General features: G+C 67.9%; 19 protein-coding genes. 7 read left to right on the top strand and 12 right to left on the bottom strand.

What is annotated here, in order from left to right:
* The first annotated feature begins 46 nt into the window (after positions 1-46).
* A complete protein-coding gene (locus ACTJI6_RS05020) occupies positions 47-1,303 on the top strand; it encodes a lytic murein transglycosylase (protein WP_440798390.1) in 1,257 nt (418 codons plus the stop codon).
* 115 nt (positions 1,304-1,418) lie between these two features.
* The gene (locus tag ACTJI6_RS05015) at positions 1,419-1,940 is read left to right on the top strand and encodes a hypothetical protein (protein WP_440798388.1); all 522 of its coding nucleotides are present in this window, start codon (positions 1,419-1,421) and stop codon (positions 1,938-1,940) included.
* A gap of 56 nt (positions 1,941-1,996) precedes the next feature.
* Here ACTJI6_RS05015 and ACTJI6_RS05010 read toward each other — a convergent pair whose 3' ends face one another.
* The 6 genes from ACTJI6_RS05010 to rsfS form a co-directional block, all read right to left on the bottom strand.
* Positions 1,997-2,485: an RNA pyrophosphohydrolase gene (locus tag ACTJI6_RS05010; RefSeq protein WP_440798386.1), complete on the bottom strand. Its 489-nt coding sequence runs from the start codon at positions 2,483-2,485 to the stop codon at positions 1,997-1,999.
* Positions 2,478-3,908, bottom strand: coding sequence for a S41 family peptidase (locus ACTJI6_RS05005; RefSeq protein WP_440798384.1), 1,431 nt, complete (start codon positions 3,906-3,908; stop codon positions 2,478-2,480). Before ACTJI6_RS05005 ends, ACTJI6_RS05010 begins: the two co-directional genes overlap by 8 nt.
* A gap of 17 nt (positions 3,909-3,925) precedes the next feature.
* Positions 3,926-5,101: a murein hydrolase activator EnvC family protein gene (locus tag ACTJI6_RS05000; RefSeq protein ID WP_440798382.1), complete on the bottom strand. Its 1,176-nt coding sequence runs from the start codon at positions 5,099-5,101 to the stop codon at positions 3,926-3,928.
* Complete coding sequence (gene gpmI / locus ACTJI6_RS04995; protein ID WP_440798380.1) at positions 5,098-6,615, bottom strand: 2,3-bisphosphoglycerate-independent phosphoglycerate mutase; 1,518 nt, start codon at positions 6,613-6,615, stop codon at positions 5,098-5,100. Before gpmI ends, ACTJI6_RS05000 begins: the two co-directional genes overlap by 4 nt.
* A 117-nt stretch (positions 6,616-6,732) precedes the next feature.
* Entirely contained in the window at positions 6,733-7,200 is a 468-nt protein-coding gene (rlmH, locus tag ACTJI6_RS04990) for a 23S rRNA (pseudouridine(1915)-N(3))-methyltransferase RlmH (protein ID WP_440798378.1), read from the bottom strand.
* A 15-nt stretch (positions 7,201-7,215) separates the two neighbouring features.
* Complete coding sequence (rsfS, locus tag ACTJI6_RS04985; RefSeq protein WP_126153015.1) at positions 7,216-7,599, bottom strand: ribosome silencing factor; 384 nt, start codon at positions 7,597-7,599, stop codon at positions 7,216-7,218.
* Positions 7,600-7,960: 361 nt separating this feature from the next.
* On the opposite strand from rsfS, the gene leuC reads away from it, so the two are divergent.
* Positions 7,961-9,397, top strand: coding sequence for a 3-isopropylmalate dehydratase large subunit (gene leuC, locus ACTJI6_RS04980; protein ID WP_440798376.1), 1,437 nt, complete (start codon positions 7,961-7,963; stop codon positions 9,395-9,397).
* 11 nt (positions 9,398-9,408) lie between these two features.
* On the top strand, positions 9,409-10,014 hold the full coding sequence (leuD, locus tag ACTJI6_RS04975; RefSeq protein WP_126153017.1) for a 3-isopropylmalate dehydratase small subunit: 606 nt from the start codon (positions 9,409-9,411) through the stop codon (positions 10,012-10,014).
* Positions 10,015-10,113: 99 nt separating this feature from the next.
* Here the strand turns inward: leuD and ACTJI6_RS04970 are convergent, their stop codons facing one another.
* From ACTJI6_RS04970 to ACTJI6_RS04950, 5 genes are all read right to left on the bottom strand, one after another.
* A complete protein-coding gene (locus ACTJI6_RS04970; RefSeq protein WP_126153018.1) occupies positions 10,114-11,220 on the bottom strand; it encodes a site-specific DNA-methyltransferase in 1,107 nt (368 codons plus the stop codon).
* Positions 11,221-11,332: 112 nt separating this feature from the next.
* Positions 11,333-11,965, bottom strand: a complete 633-nt coding sequence (locus ACTJI6_RS04965) for a ribonuclease HII (RefSeq protein ID WP_440798373.1) — start codon at positions 11,963-11,965, stop codon at positions 11,333-11,335.
* Positions 11,962-12,441: an ureidoglycolate lyase gene (locus ACTJI6_RS04960; protein WP_440798371.1), complete on the bottom strand. Its 480-nt coding sequence runs from the start codon at positions 12,439-12,441 to the stop codon at positions 11,962-11,964. Before ACTJI6_RS04960 ends, ACTJI6_RS04965 begins: the two co-directional genes overlap by 4 nt.
* A gap of 22 nt (positions 12,442-12,463) precedes the next feature.
* Complete coding sequence (locus ACTJI6_RS04955) at positions 12,464-14,173, bottom strand: glycosyl transferase family 90 (RefSeq protein WP_440798369.1); 1,710 nt, start codon at positions 14,171-14,173, stop codon at positions 12,464-12,466.
* Between the two features lie 7 nt (positions 14,174-14,180).
* On the bottom strand, positions 14,181-15,383 hold the full coding sequence (locus ACTJI6_RS04950; protein ID WP_440798367.1) for an MFS transporter: 1,203 nt from the start codon (positions 15,381-15,383) through the stop codon (positions 14,181-14,183).
* 197 nt (positions 15,384-15,580) lie between these two features.
* Here ACTJI6_RS04950 and ACTJI6_RS04945 point away from each other — a divergent pair, with 197 nt between their 5' ends.
* Complete coding sequence (locus ACTJI6_RS04945; protein ID WP_440798365.1) at positions 15,581-16,336, top strand: GntR family transcriptional regulator; 756 nt, start codon at positions 15,581-15,583, stop codon at positions 16,334-16,336.
* Here ACTJI6_RS04945 and ACTJI6_RS04940 read toward each other — a convergent pair.
* On the bottom strand, positions 16,333-17,583 hold the full coding sequence (locus tag ACTJI6_RS04940) for a TRAP transporter large permease subunit (RefSeq protein WP_440798363.1): 1,251 nt from the start codon (positions 17,581-17,583) through the stop codon (positions 16,333-16,335). The genes ACTJI6_RS04945 and ACTJI6_RS04940 overlap by 4 nt on opposite strands.
* A 172-nt stretch (positions 17,584-17,755) precedes the next feature.
* Between ACTJI6_RS04940 and ACTJI6_RS04935 the strand changes: the two genes are divergently transcribed.
* Both ACTJI6_RS04935 and ACTJI6_RS04930 read left to right on the top strand, forming a co-directional pair.
* Positions 17,756-19,039, top strand: coding sequence for a L,D-transpeptidase family protein (locus ACTJI6_RS04935; RefSeq protein WP_440798361.1), 1,284 nt, complete (start codon positions 17,756-17,758; stop codon positions 19,037-19,039).
* Positions 19,036-19,788: an extensin-like domain-containing protein gene (locus tag ACTJI6_RS04930; RefSeq protein WP_440798359.1), complete on the top strand. Its 753-nt coding sequence runs from the start codon at positions 19,036-19,038 to the stop codon at positions 19,786-19,788. The genes ACTJI6_RS04935 and ACTJI6_RS04930 overlap by 4 nt, the downstream gene beginning before the upstream one ends.
* Positions 19,789-19,794 lie beyond the last annotated feature (6 nt).

Genomic DNA, 19,794 nt, shown 5'->3' with positions numbered 1-19,794 from the left:
GCTGCTTCACAACAACAATCGAAGCAGTCACGAACAGGCGATCCCCATGAGCTTTTCCCGCATCTTCCTGACCACCGCCCTGGTGGGCGCGCTGGCGTCCTGCGCCACGCCGATGAACCGCGCGCCCGGCGGCATGTCGGGCGGCGGTCCCGTCACCCCCGCGCCGATCCCCGCCGCATCCGCCGGGGACGAGGCCGGGCTGCAACGCTTCGTGCAGTCCTTCCGGCCCCGCGCGCTCGCCTCGGGCGTGTCGCCCGCGACCTATGACCGGGCCATGCGCATAGCCCGCTACAACCCCGACGTGATCCGCCTCGACCGCAAGCAGGCCGAGTTCAGCCGCCCCGTCTGGCTGTATCTGGACAGCGCCGTGTCGGACGTGCGCGTCACCACCGGGCGGCAAAAGGCCGCGCAACTGTCGGGCACCCTGTCGGCGATCGAGGCGCGCTATGGCGTCCCGCGCGAGATCGTGCTGGCCGTCTGGGGAATGGAATCGAATTTCGGCGCCAATCGCGGCAAGATGCAGATCATCCCGTCGCTGGCGACGCTGGCCTATGACGGCCGCCGGGGCGAGATGTTCCAGAACCAGCTGATCGCCGCGCTGCGGATCCTGCAAGCGGGCGATACCGATCCCGAACACATGCTGGGTTCCTGGGCGGGCGCGATGGGCCATACCCAGTTCATGCCCACCTCCTATCTGGATTACGCGGTCGATTTCACCGGCGACGGCCGCCGCGACATCTGGTCCGAGGATCCGACCGATTCGCTGGCCTCGACGGCGAACTATCTTCGCCGCAACGGCTGGGTGCCGGGCCAGCCCTGGGGGGCCGAGGTGCAGCTGCCGCCGGGCTTCAACATGGGGCTGATCGGCAAGGGCACACGGCGGTCGGACTGGGCCGCGCAAGGCGTGCGCCGGATCGGCGGCGGCGCGCTGCCGGGCGGCAACGGGTCGATCATCATGCCGGCCGGCGCGAACGGTCCGGCCTTCCTGATCCTGGACAATTTCCGGTCGATCCTGCGCTACAACAATTCCGACAACTACGCGCTTGGCGTAGCCTTCCTGGGCGAACGCATCGCCGGGCGTCCGGGCATCCAGGGTTCGTGGCCTAGGAACGACCGCCCGCTGTCCACGGGCGAGCGGCAGGAAATCCAGCAGCGCCTGCGCGCCAAGGGCTTCTACCAGGGCGAGATCGACGGGCTGTTCGGCTCGGCCACGATGGAGTCGGTCGCGGCCTACCAGCGGTCCATCGGCGTGACCCCAGACGGCTATCCGACTTCGATCCTGCTGGGGCAGCTGCGGCGGTGAGGGATAACGGGGCGTCCGGGAGGGCGCCCTTTTTCTGTGGTCGTTCCGAGCCCTTACCGGACGTTCCAGAGCCCCGTATGTCGTCCTAAACCACATCGAGCCAAGGACAAACTGAATGCGCCCGACCAACGTTCTTGTAGTAGCGTTCGTTGCTGGCTGCTCGCCCGAGTCACATCGTGCAACCGCGTCACTCCCTTATGGAGGTGAAGTGGAAATGAGCGTCCGCGGTATGTGGAGCTTGCAGAGTGACTGGCATCGCTCTCTGCTTGTAAGTGGACCCAAGGGCAGTGAAGAGATCGAATTACAAACAGATACCGGCTGGTGGCGGGGGTCGAACCTCTATGCCCACAAGTCAGGGGTTTATGTTCTTCATGAAGGACAAGGAGGCTGCATATACTTCACTATAAGCCCGCCAGCGTTTGTATCTGGGAATGGTATCTCCTGCGAGAAAAGCGGCGGGCCGGTCCGGCTAGAACCTCCTCTAGCACATGTCGCAGGAGCAGAGGTGAGTAAGTCACAATTTTATGCCGACTTATTCTATATCGGGCATTTCGAGGAAACTTCCGAAGAACTGCGCAGGGTTCGCTTCGTGGACGCTGCTGAGCAACCGGAGATCGAGTTGCCTGACACGATGTGATGGAGGCGAGCGGCCGCTTCGTCCGCAAAGCAGACCTCAACCTCCCCGAGGCGTCGTCAGCGCAACCATCCCTCGAACGCCGCTAGCACCTCCTCATAAACCCCGCGCTTGAACGGAACGATGTTCTCCAACAGCGCCACCGCGGGCATCCATCGCCATTCCTGGAATTCCGGGTGGTCGGTGTCGATGCGGATGTCGGCGTCCTGGCCCAAAAACCGCATCAGCACCCATTTCTGGCGCTGGCCGCCATACTTGCCCTTCCAGACCTTGCCCAGCAATTCGGGCGGCAGGTCGTAATAGACCCAGTCCGGGGTTTCGCCCAGAACCTCGACCTTGTCGGCGGGAAGGCCGGTTTCCTCGGCCAGTTCGCGCAGGGCGGCCTGGCGGGGATCCTCGCCCTTGTCGATGCCGCCCTGGGGCATCTGCCAGGCGCCGGGCATGTCGATGCGCTGGCCCGCGAAGACCAGCCCCTCGGCATTGATCAGCACCACCCCCGCGCAAGGCCGATAGGGCAGCCCGCCCGGTCCCGCGCGCCTGTCAGCCATTCGTGTTCGAGGCCCCGGTCCCTTCGGTTCCCGAACCCTCGCCGGTCACGGCGGGGGTCGCCTCGGCGGGCACCTGCCCAGCCTTGAAGTCGACCGCCGCGAGCCCCTTGAGGATGTCCACGGCATAGGCCAGCTGGTAATCCTCTTGCCGCAGCTTGGCGGTGGCCTCGACCTCGGCGGCTTCCTGTTCGATCTGCTGCTTTTCGTCGTCGCTGACCGAATCGTTGTTCAGCGCGCCGCGCAGGTCTGCCTCGGACCGGCCGAAATTCGACTGGCTGCGGGGCGCTTCCTCGTCCTCTTCCGAGGCGGGCGGGGGCGAGGGCTGGGCCACCAGGATGTCGGGCTGGATGCCCAGCGACTGGATCGACCGGCCGGACGGCGTGTAATAGCGCGCGGTGGTCAGCCGGATCGCGCTGTCGGCCGTGACCGGCATCACCGTCTGGACCGACCCCTTGCCGAAGGTCTTTTCCCCCACCACGATGGCGCGGCGGTGATCCTGCAAGGCGCCCGCGACGATTTCCGACGCGCTGGCCGAACCGCCATTGGTCAGGACGACCATCGGCTTGCCTTGGGCCAGGTCGCCCGGCTCGGCGTTCCAGCGTTCGCTTTCCTCGGGGTTGCGGCCCCGGGTGCTGACGATTTCACCCGCGTCCAGGAAAGCGTCGGACACACTGATCGCCTGGTTCAGCAAACCGCCGGGATTGTTGCGCAGATCCAGGACGAAGCCGGTCACCTTGTCGATGCCGCCTGCCTCCTTGACCGCCTTGTCCAGTTCCGTTTTCAGCGTCTCATAGGTCTCGTCATTGAAGGTCGAGACGCGCAGGACGACCGATTTCCCCTCGATCCGGGTCTTGACGACCGTCAGCTTGATCGTGTCGCGGGTCATGGTCAGGTCGAACGGCTCGGTCTCGCCCTCGCGCAGGATGGTGACGGTGATCTCGGATCCGATGGGGCCGCGCATCATGTCCACGGCCTGATCCAGCGTCAGGCCCATCAGCGATTCCCCGTTCACATGGGTGATGAAGTCCCCGGATTTGACGCCCGCCTGGGCGGCGGGGGTGTCGTCGATGGGCGAGACGACCTTGACCAGCCCTTCCTCCTGGCTGACCTCGATCCCCAGGCCGCCGAAGCTTCCGCGGGTCTGGGTCTGCATGTCCTCGTAATCGTTGGCCGACAGGAAGCTGGAATGCGGGTCCAGCGAGGTCAGCATGCCGTTGATCGCGGCCTCGATCAGTTCCTTGTCGTCGGGCGCCTCGACGTAATCGGCGCGGACCCGTTCGAAGACGTTGCCGAACAGTTCAAGCTGTTCATAGATCGAGGCGTTGGAGCCGGTTTCCTGGGCCACCAGCGGCCCTGCGATCTGGGTGGTCAACAGCGCGCCGGCCAGAACGCCGCCCACCCCTGCGATCAGATAATGTTTCATGACGGCCTTTCCTGCCTTCAATCCTGTTCAGGCTCCACGACGGGATTCAGCACGAACCAGTCCGCCGGGTCCAGAGTTTCCTGTCCCTTGCGCAATTCCAGATACAGGGATTCGGTCCGCCCTGCATTGCCGCCGATGGCGGCATCGGTCACGAACTGCGCGCCGAATTCCTGCGCCGGCGCCTCGGTCCCGCCCATCAGGCCCAGGGGATCGCCCGCTTGCAGCACGTCGCCCACCTCTCCGAACACCTGCGACATGCCCGCGAAGACCAGAAGATACCCGCGCGCGGGTTCGACGATCATCACATTGCCGTAATCCAGCAACGGCCCGCGATAGCGGATGGTGGCGGGCCAGGGGGTGGTGACAAGGGCGGCGGGCGGCGTGGCGATCACCCAGCCGGGCCGTTCGACCCCGGCGGCATCGGGCTGGTCGTAAAGGCGCAGGATGGTCCCCACCACCGGCAGCGGCAGGGCGCCGCGCGCGCCTTCGAAATCCTCCATCGGCGGGCCGACATCCATCTGGACCTTGGCGACCCCGGCGGCGAATTCGTCCAGCGACTGCGCCGCGTCGCGCAGCTTCTGCAACTCGGCGGGCGCGTCGGCGAAGCGGACCGGCAGGCTGGAACGGTCGGTGACCGCGCTTGCCAGCAGCCGGCGCGCCTCCTGCACGGATGCCAGCCCCGCGCCCAGCATCTGTGCCGCGCCGGCCTGCAAGTCGCGCACGGTGGCGATTTCGGCCAGGTCGTCCTGCAACCGTTCGGCCTCGGCCCGCAGGCCGGGGGTGACATCGGTCAGGACCATGCCAGAGCGCGCATTGGCCAGCGCCCCCGCCGGATGCAGCAGCAGGGTGGTTTCGGGCGCCTGTTGCAGCGCCGTCATCGCACCCAGGACCGAGGCCAGGCGCCCGCGCTGCGATTCGAAGCGGGCGCGCAGATCGGCCTCGCGCGCGCTGGCCTGGCGCAACCCGTCGCGCAGCGCGGACAGCCCCAGCTCATAGCCCCGGATCACCTCGGTCAGGGCCGTCACCTGGTCGTCGGCGGACACCGCATCGGCCAGCTTGGCCACGGCGGCGCGCAACTGGGCGGCGGCGTCCTGCGCCTCGGCCACGGCGGCCGTGACCGAGGGCTGGGGTTCCTGGGCCGATCCGGGCGCGGCGATCAGCGCGGCAAGCGCCAGAGAGCGGAGAAGCTTCATGCGGTCTCGATCAGGCTTTCGCCGGTCATCTCGGCGGGCTTGTCGAGGCCCATCAGGTCCAGGACGGTGGGCGCCAGATCGGCCAGCCGCCCGCTGCGCAGGCGCGCGCCTGCCGGACCGCCATAGACGATCACCGGCACCGGGTTGGTGGTGTGCGCGGTATGCGGTCCGCCGGTCACCGGGTCGATCATGGTTTCGCAATTGCCGTGATCGGCGCAGACCACCGCCGCGCCGCCGACGCGATCCAGCGCCTCCAGCATCCGGCCCAGGCCGCGATCCACCGCCTCGCAGGCCAGCATGGCGGCGGGCAGGCTGCCGGTATGGCCCACCATGTCGGGATTGGCGAAGTTCACCACGATCAGGTCATAGCCCGCGCCGATCACCTGAACCAGCTTGTCGGCCACCTGATCGGCGGCCATCTCGGGTGCCAGGTCATAGGTCGCGACCTTGGGGCTGGCGGGCATGAAACGATCCTCGCCCGGTTCGGGGGCTTCCTTGCCGCCGTTCAGGAAGAAGGTGACATGGGGGTATTTCTCGGTCTCGGCCAGGCGGAACTGGCGCAGGCCCTTGGCCGCGACCCAGGCGCCCAGCGTATTGACCACCTGCCGCTTGGGATAGGCGGCGGTCATGTATTCGTCGTGGCGGGTGCTGTAATCGACCATGCCCAGCAGCGCCGCCCATTCGGGACGGTCTCCGGTGTCGAACTGGTCGAAGGCGGGATCGGCCAGGGCGGTCAGGATCTCCCGCGCCCGGTCGGCCCGGAAATTAAGGCAGAAGAACCCGTCCCCGTCCATCGCGCCGTTATAGCCGTCGATGATGAAGGGCTGGATGAATTCGTCGGTCTCGCCGCGCGCATAGGCCATGGTGACGGCCAGATCGGCCGACAGCGCGGGTTCCCCCTGGCCCGCGACGATGGCGCGATAGGCGCGCTCGATCCGTTCCCAGCGGTTGTCGCGGTCCATCGCGTAATAGCGCCCGATCACCGTGCCGATCCGCGCCCCCTCGGGCAGGCTGCCCTGCAATTCGGTGACGAAGCCCATGGCCGATTGCGGCGGCACGTCGCGGCCGTCGGTGATGGCGTGCAGCACCACCGGCACCCCGGCGGCGGCGATGGCGCGGACGGCGGCCTGGACATGGACCACATGGCCATGCACGCCGCCGTCCGAGACGATGCCCATCAGATGCGCCGTGCCGCCGGTCGCGCGCAGCCGTTCCACGAATCGGACCAGCCCTTCGTTGCCCACGAAGCTGCCGTCCTCGATCGCCAGGTCGATCTGGCCCAGGTCCATGGCGACGACGCGGCCCGCGCCGATATTGGTGTGGCCGACCTCGGAATTGCCCATCTGGCCGCGCGGCAGGCCCACGTCGGGGCCGAAGGTCGTCAGCGTGGCATGGGGGCAGCTGCGCATGAGCCGGTCGAAATTCGGCGTCGCCGCCTGGTCGGGCGCGCTTTGTTCGGGCCGGTCGGAGATGCCCCAGCCGTCAAGGATGCACAGGACCACAGGTTTCGTCATATCGTCCCTCGGGGATGGTTTGCGCCTTGTTACGCTTGTGCGGCGCTTGCGGCAACCGCAAGGCCGGGGGCGCTTCTTCCCCCGGACCCCCCGAGGATATTTGGGCAAAGAAGAAGATCATTCGCGGTGATAGGGCGATCCGGCCAGGATGGTGGCGGCGCGATAGAGCTGTTCCGCCAGCATCACGCGGACCAGCATGTGCGGCCAGACCATCCGGCCCAGGCTGATCTGCCAGTCGGCGCGGGCGCGCAGCGACGGATCCAGCCCGTCCGCGCCGCCGATCACGAAACAGAGATCGCGGGCCTGATCGCGGTATCCCGCCAGCCGCCCCGCGAAGTCCGGCGATGTGGGCTGCTCGCCGCGTTCGTCCATCACCACAAGCGCCGCGCCCGGAGGGATGGCGCGGGACAGAAGCTCAGCCTCGGCGGACATGCCGCCGCCGCGCTTGTCCTCGACCTCGTGGAGGGTGACGGGGGGCAGGCCAAGGCTGCGGCCGGTCCTGGCGAAACGGTCGAGGTAATCCGCCACCATCGCCGCCTCGGGGCCTTTGCGCAGCCGTCCGACCGCGGCGATGTCGATCCGCATGGCGTCCCGCCCGGCCTAATGCGCGGGGCGGGCCTGGTCGCGCCCGCGGCTGAGCGCGTCTGCGGGCATCCACATCTTCTCAAGCTGATAGAATTCGCGCACTTCGGGGCGGAAGACATGGACGATGACATCATCGGTGTCGATCAGCACCCAGTCGCCGGTATCCTTGCCCTCGATCCGGGGGGTGCGGCCGGTGATCTGCTTCATCCGCTCGGCCAGCTTTTCGGCGATGGCGCCGACCTGGCGCGCGCTGCGGCCCGATGCGATCACCATGTGATCCGCCATGGCCGACCGGCCGCGCAGGTCGATCGTGACGATGTCCTCGGCCTTGTCGTCGTCGAGCGAGGACAGGATGCGGTCAAGAATCTGGTCGCTGGTCAGATCCTGCGCCGCGGGGATCGCTGCCGGCCCCGTGGCCGGCGAGACGTCTTGTGACAGGGTTCAATCCTCCGGTCAGCGCGCCGATCGCCCCCGGCGCAGGGGATGGATCAAAGATAGCAACTTTTCAGGCCATCTCAATGTTCCCGGTCCGATTCCCGTCCTTGTAGCAGGGCTTGTCGGCAATATTGCGTCAAGGGGCAAACAAGATTAGAACAGGCGCATGTCCGGGTTCATCTATTTCGACATCCATGACCGCGCCCGCCTGCCCTCGCGATTCTTCGGCGAAGCAAACTGCGTGACGGCGCGACTGTGACGGGCTGCGGTCCTGCCGCAGCCGCGTGTCCGTCATGATCTCATCACAGCCGAAAGCCAAACAGCCATGACCACCGAACCCCAATCCGCCGCCGCGCGGACGCTTTACGACAAGATCTGGGATGCCCATGTCGTCGACCGCCAGGACGACGGCACCTGCCTTCTGTATATCGACCGCCACCTGGTCCACGAAGTGACCAGCCCGCAGGCCTTCGAAGGGCTGCGCATGACCGGCCGCAGCGTCCGCGCCCCCGAACGGACCATCGCCGTGCCCGACCACAACGTGCCGACCACCTGGGACCGCGAACAGGGCATCGACAACGAGGAATCGCGCATCCAGGTCGACGCGCTTGACCGCAATGCCCGCGAATTCGGCGTCGTCTATTACCCGGTCAACGACATCCGCCAGGGGATCGTCCATATCGTCGGCCCCGAACAGGGCTGGACCCTGCCCGGCATGACGGTGGTCTGCGGCGACAGCCATACCGCCACGCATGGCGCCTTCGGCGCGCTGGCCCACGGCATCGGCACCAGCGAGGTGGAGCATGTGCTGGCCACCCAGACGCTGATCCAGAAGAAGTCGAAGAACATGAAGGTCGAGGTGACGGGCCGCCTGGCCCCCGGCGTCACCGCCAAGGACGTGGTGCTGGCGATCATCGGCCAGACCGGCACGGCGGGCGGCACCGGCCATGTCATCGAATATTGCGGCGAGGCGATCCGCGCCCTGTCCATGGAAGGCCGCATGACGATCTGCAACATGGCCATCGAGGGCGGCGCCCGCGCGGGCCTGATCGCCCCCGACCAGACCACCTTCGATTACGTCAAGGGCCGTCCCCACGCGCCGAAGGGCGCGCAATGGGAAGCCGCCGTCGCCTGGTGGAAGACGCTGTTCAGCGACGAGGACGCGCATTGGGACAAGGTCGTCACCCTGCGCGGCGAGGATATCGCCCCGACCGTGACCTGGGGCACCAGCCCCGAGGACGCACTGCCGATCACCGCGACCGTTCCCGATCCGTCGGATTTCACCGGCGGCAAGGTCGAGGCCGCGCGGCGGTCACTGGATTACATGGGGCTGACCCCCGGCACCCGGCTGACCGACATCGCCATCGACGCGGTGTTCATCGGATCCTGCACCAACGGCCGGATCGAGGATCTGCGTGCCGCCGCCGACGTGCTGCGCGGCCGCAGGCTGGCCCCCGGCGTGCGCGGCATGGTGGTGCCGGGTTCGGGCCTGGTCCGCGCCCAGGCCGAGGAGGAAGGGCTGGACACGATCTTCAAGGAGGCCGGTTTCGAATGGCGCCTGGCGGGCTGTTCGATGTGCCTGGGCATGAACCCCGACCAGCTTGCCCCCGGCGAACGCTGCGCCGCGACCAGCAACCGCAATTTCGAGGGGCGCCAGGGCTACAAGGGCCGCACCCATCTGATGTCGCCCGCCATGGCGGCGGCGGCGGGGGTGGCGGGCCATCTGGTCGACATCCGCGAATTCGCCGCCCAACCCGCATAAGGAACCCGATCATGGACAAGTTCACCACCCTGACCGGGATCGCGGCGCCGATGCCGCTGGTCAATATCGACACCGACATGATCATCCCGAAACAGTTCCTCAAGACGATCCAGCGGTCGGGCCTGGGGGTCAACCTGTTCGACGAACTGCGCTATGACCGCGAGGGCAACGAGCTGCCGGATTTCGTGCTGAACCAGCCGGCCTACCGGCAGGCCGAGATCATCGTGGCCGGGGACAATTTCGGCTGCGGATCGTCGCGCGAACACGCGCCCTGGGCGCTGCTGGATTTCGGGATCCGCTGCGTGATCTCGACCAGCTTCGCCGACATCTTCTTCAACAACTGCTTCAAGAACGGCATCCTGCCCATCGTCCTGCCCCAGGACGCCGTGGACGTGCTGATGGAGGATGCCCAGAAGGGCGCCAATGCCCGGATGACCGTGGATCTGGAAAACCAGACCGTCACCACATCGGATGGGGTGGCGTTCCAGTTCGATGTCGATCCGTTCCGCAAGCATTGCCTGCTGAACGGGCTGGACGATATCGGGCTGACCATGGAAAAGGCGCCCCGCATCGAAAGCTATGAAACGCAGATGGCGCAGGCCCGGCCCTGGGTCTGAGCCGAGGGCCTAAAAAGGCCCCGCCATGCGTGGATGGCGGGGCAAGGGGGTTCCCCTCGATGGCGGCAGCCTGGGGGGAACCTGGCGAACCGTGACGCCTCAGTTGGGGCGGGAAACCTCGCCTTCCATCTCGGCGCGGATCTGCTGGCGCAGGATGTCGATGGGGATCATCTTGCCCTCGCGCTTGTAGCACCAATAGGTCCAGCCGTTGCAGCTGGGCGCGCCCTCCAGTGCGGCGCCGACCTGGTGGATCGACCCCTTCACGTCATTGCCGATCACCGACCCGTCGGCGCGGACCTTGGCCTTGTGGCGGTTGTTCATGGAATACAATTCCTCGCCCGGCCGCAGCATCCCGCGTTCGACCACCTGGCCGAAGGGAATGCGCGGTTCGGCGCGTTTGGCGCGGGTCGTGGCCAGCGCCTCGGCATCCAGACGGCGGATGCGGGACAGCCGCCGTTCGGCGACCGCGCGATAGGCCTCCTCGCGCTCGATCCCGATGAAGTCGCGGCCCAGCATCTTGGCGACCGCGCCGGTCGTGCCGGTGCCGAAGAACGGATCCAGCACCACGTCGCCGGGATTGGTCGTGCCGATGATGACCCGGTGCAGCAGCGATTCCGGTTTCTGCGTCGGATGGGCCTTGTCGCCCGCCGCGTCCTTCAGCCGTTCGCCGCCGTTGCAGATCGGCAGCACCCAGTCGGACCGCATCTGGACGCCTTCGTTCAGCGATTTCAGCGCCTCGTAGTTGAAGGTGTATTTCGACGATTCCGATTTCGCCGCCCAGATCAGCGTTTCATGCGCGTTGGTCAGCCGCTTGCCCCGGAAATTCGGCATCGGGTTCGACTTGCGCCAGATCACGTCGTTCATTATCCAGAAGCCCTGGTTCTGGATCTCGGCGCCGACGCGGAAGATGTTGTGATAGCTGCCGATGACCCAGATCGCGCCGTCCGGTTTCAGAAGGCGGCGCGCGGCGGCCAGCCAGTCGCGGGTGAAGGCGTCATAGCTGGCGAAGCTGGAGAACTGGTCCCAGTGATCGTCGACGGCATCGACCTTGGAATTGTCGGGTCGGTGCAGGTCGCCGCGCAGTTGCAGGTTGTAGGGCGGATCGGCAAAGATCAGATCCACGCTGGCTTCGGGAAGCGCGTTCATCGCCTGGATGCAGTCGCCTGCCAGGATTTGATTCAGGGGTAACGGTCGCGCGGCTGCCATGCGCTGATCCTTGGTCTTTATCATCTCTGCCTCGGGAGTGGTGCCGGCTTGGGCCGGTCTGTGTCCCGTTAACATGATTCAGACCCGAATCGGCGTCAATTTCTTTTTTGAATCAAAGGGTTGATTGCATGTCTTTACACAAGATGTTGTGGACCGGCTGGAACGAACGCCTATGAAAGGGGGTGACGCCCAGATCTAGCAGCGCGCGTTTATGGGCGGGCGTGGCGTAACCGGCATTCGCCTCCCAGCCATAGCCGGGATGTTGTTGCGCCAAATCCACCATCAGCCGGTCGCGCGCGACCTTGGCCAGGATCGACGCGGCGGCGATCGTCACGCAGCGCGCGTCACCCTGGACGATCGCCTCTCCGGGGCAGGACAGGTCGCGGGGGATGCGGTTGCCGTCCACCAGCACAAGGCAGGGACGCTGGCGCAGGCCCGCGACCGCCATGCACATCGCCAGATGGGCCGCGTGATAGATGTTCAGGCGGTCGATATCTTCAACGCCGACATGGACGATGCAGTGATCGCAGTTGGCGGCCAGCCACGCGGCCAGGGTTTCGCGGCGTTTCGCGGTCAGCTTCTTGGAATCGTTCAGCCCGTCGGGGATGTTGGCGGGATCCAGGATCACGGCGGCGGCGGTGACGGGTCCGGCCAGCGGGCCGCGCCCGACCTCGTCCACGCCCGCGACATGGCGGGCGCCTCGGGCCAGGGCGGTTCGTTCGAAGCTGAAATCGGGCAGGCTCATGCGGTGATGGTTACAGGGGGAATGGTCACCTCTTCAAGGTTCACGCCCGCGCCTTCCCGGTCCACCACCAGGAAATCCGCCGGGCTGTCCAGCGGCGTCAGCACCCCGTGCCAGACGCCCGCGCGCAGGTTGACGCCGGTGCCCGCGGGCACCAGGAAGGCGCGCGGCTGGCCGGGCTTGCCGCCATCGTCGGGGGCCACCACAGACAGCCAGGCCCCCTGCCCCAGCGGCATGAAGGCCTGGCTGCCCAGCGGATGGCGTTCCAGCAGCGTGCAGTCATAGGGCAGGCTGACCGCCTGCGACCGGAAGATCGAGATGATCGCATCGCCCCCGCCGGTCTCGACGGTGGCAAGCGCGTGATGGCGTTCGCAGCGGCCCGCGTTGATCATGCGGTCGGGGGTCGCGCGCGGGGTCAGGACATCCCCGAAGGGGGCGAAGGCTTCGGCGGTGATCGGTTCGATGCGGATGCTGGTCATGGGTTTCTCCTTGCGCCTTGGCTTACCCTGCCGCGGCCAGCCCGTCGAGGATCCGCGCCAAGATCGCGCGCCGCGTGGCGGGCTTGCGCAGCAGCGCGGCCTCGGCCCGCGCGGCGGCGGCCATGGCCTTGCATTCGCTGGGGTTTTCCCGTGCCCAGGCCAGTTTTTCGGCGATGTCGCCGCAATAGCGCTCCAGCGGGATATAGTGTTTCCATGCCTGAAAGCGGCCGGAATAGAACACCTCCCACCCGTCCTCCTCGGCCAGCAGGACCGATTGCCCGTCGATGGCCTGGATGAAGTTCGAACCGTGGTCATAGCCGGTCATGCACAGCTGATAGCGGAAGCGGTGGAAGAATCCGCGCCCCTCGCGCGGCGCGCAATAGGGGGCCAGCAGCGGATCGCGGGCGAAGTCGCGAAACCCCCAAGCCATCACCACCCCCAGGTCGAAGTCGGGATGGCCGAACCATTGCCGCAGGAGAGCCAGCCGGTTGGTGTTGCACAGCCGGTCCCAGGCCGCCTGCCGCCGGGTCGGGTCTTCCCCCGCCGCCGCCAGGTCGCGCAGAAAGACGTGGGAGGCCGGGCCGGGCTTGACGCCGCCCGTGCGTTCGCTGCCCGAGATCATGCCCCGCCAGACCACCCGGTCCAGCTTGTCCTCCCACGGGATCGGATCGGGCGCGGCATCGGGATCGAAGCCGGGCAGGCCGATGGCGTGCTGGTCGGGCAAGGGCCACAGGACCGCGTTCCGTGCGCCCGTGCGGCGGTTGTGGCACAGGACGGGGGCGGCCAGCGGCTGGCCCTGCGGCGATCCGAACCACCGCGAATCCTCCATGTCGATGCGCAGGGGCATCGGGCGGCCCAGGTGCAGGGCGTCGTTGATGACGCCTTCGGCCCGGATCAGCTTGAAATGTCGGTCGGGCGCGGCGAGGGCGAGGCGACCGTCCGGCACGGCGATGCGCCGGGGGTTGCCGTTCCTGTCGATGACGGAACCGCCGCCATCCCAGATGGAAAAATATTCCGAAAACCCGCCGTCCTGGCCGGTGCCCGGCGCGCGGTGGCCCAGGCAGAAATCAGCCACCTCCTGGACATAGGCGTCATCGACCCGTTCCGCCGCCGGGGCGGCCCGGGGCACGGCGGGATCGGCGGGCGGGCCATCCGCCGGGAACCAGTCCTGCGGCCATCCGGAATCCGGCAGGGGCAGGATCGGTGCCAGCCTCTCTGCCAGGTCGCGGGGCGAATCGCGGTCCAGATCGACGCGGATCAGCCGGGGATCGGTGCCGAAGGCGGCATCCACCGCCGCCAGATGGGCGTGCCAGTCGGCCTCCCATATCCGGGGCAGGTCGGCGGGGGCGCAGCCACGGTGATGGGCATGGCAACGCGCTGCGGCGCCCCCGTCGCGGGTCAAGCGGTCCCGGATCCAGTCCTGGGGCGCGCGGATGGTCAAGATGAAGCGGGCCTGCGGAAAGCGGTCGGCCAGCCAGCCGAACTGCCGCCACGCCTCCAACAAAGGGCGCCAATGCGGAGCGTCGCGGTAAAGGCCCGAAAACAGCACCGCGCCCGGCCAGAGGCGCAGCGGATCGGCGCCGGTGGCCCGCGCGAACAGGATATCCTCGGCCAAGCGACCCTGGTCGTGGCAGACGGCGGCATGGCCGTTGCCGCGGAACATCCGGGCCAGCCGCGCCTCTCCACAGCCGTCCGGGCTGATGTGGAAGAACAGCGGCGGCGCGCCCGTCATCGGGCCATCACCCGCCGATCAGCCGCCCCGGCCGTGGCAGGAAGATCGTCAGGATTCCCAGGATCGGCAGGAACGAACACAACAGGAACACCGTCTCGATCCCCTGCGCGTCGGCCAGCACGCCCAAGGCAGCGGCGGCGATGCCGCCCATGCCGAAGCTGAAGCCGAAGAACAGCCCGGCGATGGTGCCGGTGCGGCCCGGCACCAGCTCCTGCGCGAAGACCACGATGGCCGGGAAGGCCGAGGCCAGGATCAGCCCGACGATCACCGCCAGCACCCCCGTCGCGACCAGCCCGACATGGGGCAGCAACAGCGTGAAGGGCAGCACCCCCAGGATCGAAAACCAGATTACCCGCAGCGGCCCGATCCGGTCGCCGACGATGCCGCCCAGGATGACCCCGGCCGCCATGCCGCCCAGGAACAGGAACAGCATCATCTGCGCGCCCTGCGGACCGAGGCCGAACTTCTCGATGGTGAAGAAGGTGAAATAGCTGCTCATCGAGGCGGTATAGATGTTCTTGGTGAAGGTCAGCACCGCCAGCACGACGATCGACCGGATCACCAGGTCGCGCGGATAGCGCAGCATGGTGTCGGCGCGGGCCGTGGCGGCGCGGCGTCGGCCCTCGGCCCAGCCGCCGACATGCCACAGCATCGCCGATCCCAAGGCAGCGGCGACGGCGAACCAGGCCACCGCCGGGCGGCCCAGCGGAACGACGATGAAGGCCGCCAGCAGCGGACCCAGCGACTGCCCGAAATTGCCGCCCATCTGGAACAGCGACTGCGCTGTCCCGAACCGCCCGCCCGAGGCCAGCCGCGCCACGCGCGAGCTTTCGGGATGGAACACGGCCGAGCCGACCCCGATCAGCATCGCCCCCGTCAGCAGCATCTCGTAGCGATGGGCGAAGGCCAGCAGCAGCACCCCGCAGAAGGTCGCGGCCATGCCGAAGGGCAGCGACCGGGGCTGCGGATGCTTGTCCGTGGCCATGCCGATCAGCGGTTGCAGCAGCGATGCCGTGACCTGGAAGGCAAAGGTCATCACCCCGATTTGCGCGTAGGTCAGCGAGAACTCGACCTGGAGCAGCGGATAGATCGCCGCCAGCATCGACTGCATCACGTCGTTGATCATGTGGCACAGGCTGATGGCGGTCAGGATGCCCCAAGCCGTGCCGGTGGCTGCCATCGGGCCGGATGTCGGGATGTCGGCGCGCATCGTTCCCCCACGCTTACCTGCATATCCTGCAATACCAGCCCTTCGGGCGGGCGCAAGCGGACTGTTGCCGCCGGTCCGCCCCGGGCCTGCGCGGGTCTTGGCCGATCCCGGCCCACTGACGATTTGGACAGCTTCCCTAAACGTCGCCCGGCGCCGACACTGGCGCGGTATGTGTTTCGAGTAACAAAGTTAAAACAATGGCAAAAATTCCCGGCAACCTTGTCAGGTCGCTGCGCGCATCCGGCGCGGCGGGCGGCGGGCGGCGTATGAATACCTGGCAATCCGTGCGCGCCGATGTGCTGGAACGAATCCGGTCCCGCGAATGGCCACCTGGCGAGTTGATCCCCACGGAACAGGAACTGGCCGTCAGCTTGGGGTGCGCGCGGGCGACCGTCAACCGGGCGTTGCGCGAACTGGCCGACAGCGGCATCCTGGAACGCCGCCGCAAGGTCGGTACCCGCGTGGCCGCGACCGTGGCCCGGCGCACGGTGCTGGACATGCCCGCCATCCGCACCGAGATCGAGAACATGGGCGCCGTCTATTCCTATGAGCTGGCGCGCTTCACGACCCGCCACCCCACCCCTTTCGCGGCGCGGGCGCTGCAAGTGCCCCTGTCCCAGGAACTGCTGCTGATCCACGCGAAATACACCGCCGACGGCCAGCCGCATTGCTGCGAGGCGGTCTGGCTGAACCCCGACCTGCTGCCACCCCTGACGCGCGAGGATGTCGAACAGCAATCGGCGCATGAATGGCTGACCAGCCATGTGGCCCTGACGCATGGGCGGTTCTCGATCCTGGCCGCTGCCGCCAAGGGCGATTGCGCCTTTCACCTGAACATTCCCGAAGGCACGGCGGTCCTGACCATCGAGCGCACGAATTGGGCGGACACCCATCCGGTGTCCTTTGCCCGCCAGTTCTATCCCCCTCAGCACCGCCTGGTGTCCGAGGACTAGGCCAGCGCCGGAAACAGCGCCAGAGCGGCCAGGACCAGAAGGTCCAGGAACAGGAAGCGGCCAAGTCCCGCAAGAACCGTGCCGGTCGGAATGTCGCGGACAGCAGCGGCGACCACCACGGCGTTCAGGCCCAGCGGCGGCAGGATCAGCGCGATCTCGACCATCTTGACCAGCAGGATGCCGGACCACACCGGTTCAAGGCCATGCGCCCCGCCGATGCTCAGGGCGAATGGCAGGGCCAGGACCAGGATCGCCGCCGGCTCGGCCAGCAGGCCCAGCACCGCGCAGGCCAAGGTCAGCAGCGCGACGGCGGCCAGATGCGGCAGGATCCCTGCGTCCCGGACGAGCAACGACGAAAGCGCGCTCAGATCCAGGACGGTCAGGAACAGCCGCGCGCCGATCAGGATCAGCAGGATCGACGCCGCCTGCATCGCGCTGTCGCGCAGCGCGGCCCACAGCGTCTCGGCCGTCAGACGATGCTGGAGGACGGCGGCAGCCAGGGTCACGGCCACGCAGACCGCCAGGGCGGCGACCGCCGACAGCCGACCCGTCCAGATGCCGCCCAGGATGATCCCGAACAGCACCGGCGCGGGCCAGACCGCCCGCAGCGCCGTGCCGCGCGGCATCGGCACGGCCCGCGACGGCGGCGCGGCCTGGGGATCGCTGCGGACCCACCAGGACAGCACCGCGATCATTCCCGCCAGCGACAGGGCCGCAGGCAGCAGCGCGCCCAGGAACATCGCGGCGACCGGGGTTCCGGTCAGCAGCGCCCACAGGATCAGCAGCATCGACGGCGGCAGCAGCGCCCCCAGCGTGCTGCCGATGGCGACCGAGGCCCCCGCCAGGCGCGGGTCATAGCCCGCGCGCAGCATCTCGGGCACGGCGATACGCGACATGGTGGCGGCGCAGGCGACGGACGATCCGCAGGTCGCCGCGAAGCCCGCGCAGCCCAGGATCGCCGCCCCGGCCAGCCCGCCGCGCCTGTCCTGCAACAGCACCGCCGCCGCGTCATGGACCCGCGTCGCGAAACCCGCATAGAAGGCCAGGTTGCCCAGCAGGACCACCAGCGGCACCGCCGCCAGATCGGGGGCCGCCAGCAGGGCCGCCACCTGGTCCCAGGCCCGGTCCTCCGCCCCCAGAAGCGCCGTCCCGACGCCGCCAGCCAGCAGCAGCGAAAGCGCGACGGGCATCCGCAGGACCAGAAAGGCGATCACCGCCGCCATGGCGGCAAAGCCGATCATCTCCATCGCCGGTCCGTTCCGTCCTGTCTCACCGCGTCCCCGGATCCGTTGCCGTCGGGGAACGCTAGTGCGGCGGCCCGGCAAACTCAAACTGGAATTGACCGGAATGTGACCGGCGGTCTATCTGGCGATTTCGCGCAAGACATTGAATGCTGCGCCCACCCCGACGGAGAGATTGATGCCGCGATTCCCCCTGCGAATCCCGCTTGCCCTGATCCTGGCGGCGCTGTCGGGCCTGCCTGCGGCGGCCCAGACCGACCTGCCCTTCACCGCCGCCGATATCGAGGCGGCGGCCTATGACGGCGGCGACCTGCCCTCGGGGCGGTCGGCGCTGACGACCAAGGTGCAGGTGCTGCTGGACCGTTCCGGGATCTCTCCGGGCGTGATCGACGGCTTCAAGGGCGGCATGAGCCAGAGCGCGATCATGGCCTTTGAACGCCGGTCGGGCCTGCCCATCGACGGGGTGATGGATCCGCATGTCTGGAACCTGCTGCAATCCTTCGCCGCCCTGCCCGCGACCAAGGATTACACCATCACGGCCGAGGACGCGCAGGGCCTTGCCGATGCGATCCCCACCGATTACGCCGAAAAGGCGAAGATGCCCGCGATGGCCCATACCAGCGTCGCCGAACGCCTGGGCGAGCGGTTCCACATGGACGAGAAGTTCATCGCCTTCCTGAATCCCGGCGTGGACCTGGTGCCGGGCTCCACCATCAAGGTCGTCGACACCGGCAGCCGGATGCGCGGCAGCGTGGCGCGGATCCTGGTCGATGTGAACACGCGCCGGGTGGCGGGGTTCGACGCGAATGGCAGGCTGCTGGTCGATTATCCGGCGACCATCGGGTCTTCGGCCACGCCCTCGCCTTCGGGAAGCCATCATGTGAAGACGGTCGCGCTGAATCCGAACTATACCTACAACCCGCAGAAGAACTTCCAGCAGGGCGACAACGACAAGGTGCTGGTGGTGCCGCCGGGGCCGAACGGGCCGGTCGGCACGGTCTGGATCGGCCTGTCGAAACCCACCTACGGCATCCACGGCACACCGACGCCCTCGCAGCTGTTCCGCAACCAGTCCATGGGCTGCGTCCGGCTGACCAACTGGGATGCCGAGGAACTGGCCAGGATGGTCACGCCTGAAACCACGGCGGTGGAATTCCTACCCCAGGGCGTGACCATCGCCGACGCGACCGGCGCGGCCCCCGCCCCGGCGGCAGAGCCTGCCGGGCCTGTCGAAACCGTGGCCACGCCCGTGACGGAACCCGCGCAGACGGCGCCCGCCGCACCGCTGGGTTTCCCGGCCGACCCGCTGGCGGCCAAGCGCGCGCCGTCCGAGCCTGTCTATGAGAACACCTCCGAGGAAGAGGCCGACGCCTTGGCCCCAGCAGCCGATGCGCTGACCGACGCCCTGACGGGCGCGTTGCCCGACGGCTTCGTGGCGCCGCCGCTGGACGAGCAGCCGTGATCCGGCCGGGCGCGATCCTGCTGGCCCTGACCCTGAGCCAGGCCGCACCCGCCGCCGCGCAGGACCGCCCGCCCGAACGACCCGCCCCGGCCGAACAGCCCGCCGCCGCAGAGCCACAGCCCGATCCTCCGCCGGTCTTCGGCCCCCCCGCGCCGCCCCGCTGGTTCGGCCTGCGCGAAACCGACCAGGAATACGCCGCCTGCAAGCTGGCCCTGTCCTTTCTGGGCACCGTCTATTCCGAGCAAGCGGCGATCACCGACCCGGACGATCCCGGTTGCGGCATCGCCCGCCCGATCCGGGTCGACCGCATCCTGCCCGACCTGACGCTGGAGGGCGAGGCGGTGATGCGCTGCGACACGGCCCGATCTCTGGGCTTCTGGGCGCGCGATTTCCTGCGGCCAGCCTCGCTGATGCTGCCCGGCGCGCCTCGGGTCATGGGCTTGCAACTGGGCACGACCTATGAGTGCCGCCCGCGTGTCGGCACTGGCGCAGACCAGCCGAAGCTGTCCGAACATGCGCTTGGCAATGCCGTCGACATCGCCGCCTTCGTCCTCGACGGCGCGGACCCGCTGGCCGTGCAGCCGCGCGCCGACACCGGCGACATGGCCGAGGCGTTCCAGCGCACCGTCCGCGCGGCGGGCTGCCTGTTCTTCACGACGGTGCTTGGTCCCGGATCGAACGAGGCGCATGACGACCACCTGCATCTGGACATGGCGGCACGGCGCGGCGGCTGGCGCCTGTGCCAGTGACCCCCG

The organism is Paracoccus sp. 22332, assembly GCF_052045125.1.
Classification (GTDB): Bacteria; Pseudomonadota; Alphaproteobacteria; order Rhodobacterales; family Rhodobacteraceae; genus Paracoccus; species Paracoccus haematequi_A.
Note: the sequence above shows the minus strand (reverse complement) of the source record. Positions and strands in the feature narration are given on the sequence as shown.

Bases quoted from the DNA above. Each gene is read 5' to 3' on its own strand.
- leuC (WP_440798376.1), top strand. From the start codon at position 7,961: ATGACCACCGAACCCCAATCCGCCGCCGCGCGGACGCTTTACGACAAG.
- leuD (WP_126153017.1), top strand. From the start codon at position 9,409: ATGGACAAGTTCACCACCCTGACCGGGATCGCGGCGCCGATGCCGCTG.
- ACTJI6_RS04965 (WP_440798373.1), bottom strand. From the start codon at position 11,965: ATGAGCCTGCCCGATTTCAGCTTCGAACGAACCGCCCTGGCCCGAGGC.
- ACTJI6_RS05015 (WP_440798388.1), top strand. From the start codon at position 1,419: ATGCGCCCGACCAACGTTCTTGTAGTAGCGTTCGTTGCTGGCTGCTCG.
- ACTJI6_RS04955 (WP_440798369.1), bottom strand. From the start codon at position 14,173: ATGACGGGCGCGCCGCCGCTGTTCTTCCACATCAGCCCGGACGGCTGT.
- gpmI (WP_440798380.1), bottom strand. From the start codon at position 6,615: ATGACGAAACCTGTGGTCCTGTGCATCCTTGACGGCTGGGGCATCTCC.
- ACTJI6_RS05005 (WP_440798384.1), bottom strand. From the start codon at position 3,908: ATGAAACATTATCTGATCGCAGGGGTGGGCGGCGTTCTGGCCGGCGCG.
- ACTJI6_RS04940 (WP_440798363.1), bottom strand. From the start codon at position 17,583: ATGGAGATGATCGGCTTTGCCGCCATGGCGGCGGTGATCGCCTTTCTG.
- ACTJI6_RS05000 (WP_440798382.1), bottom strand. From the start codon at position 5,101: ATGAAGCTTCTCCGCTCTCTGGCGCTTGCCGCGCTGATCGCCGCGCCC.
- ACTJI6_RS04960 (WP_440798371.1), bottom strand. From the start codon at position 12,441: ATGACCAGCATCCGCATCGAACCGATCACCGCCGAAGCCTTCGCCCCC.
- ACTJI6_RS05020 (WP_440798390.1), top strand. From the start codon at position 47: ATGAGCTTTTCCCGCATCTTCCTGACCACCGCCCTGGTGGGCGCGCTG.
- ACTJI6_RS04935 (WP_440798361.1), top strand. From the start codon at position 17,756: ATGCCGCGATTCCCCCTGCGAATCCCGCTTGCCCTGATCCTGGCGGCG.
- rlmH (WP_440798378.1), bottom strand. From the start codon at position 7,200: ATGCGGATCGACATCGCCGCGGTCGGACGGCTGCGCAAAGGCCCCGAG.
- ACTJI6_RS04970 (WP_126153018.1), bottom strand. From the start codon at position 11,220: ATGGCAGCCGCGCGACCGTTACCCCTGAATCAAATCCTGGCAGGCGAC.
- ACTJI6_RS04945 (WP_440798365.1), top strand. From the start codon at position 15,581: ATGGCAAAAATTCCCGGCAACCTTGTCAGGTCGCTGCGCGCATCCGGC.
- ACTJI6_RS04950 (WP_440798367.1), bottom strand. From the start codon at position 15,383: ATGCGCGCCGACATCCCGACATCCGGCCCGATGGCAGCCACCGGCACG.
- ACTJI6_RS05010 (WP_440798386.1), bottom strand. From the start codon at position 2,485: ATGGCTGACAGGCGCGCGGGACCGGGCGGGCTGCCCTATCGGCCTTGC.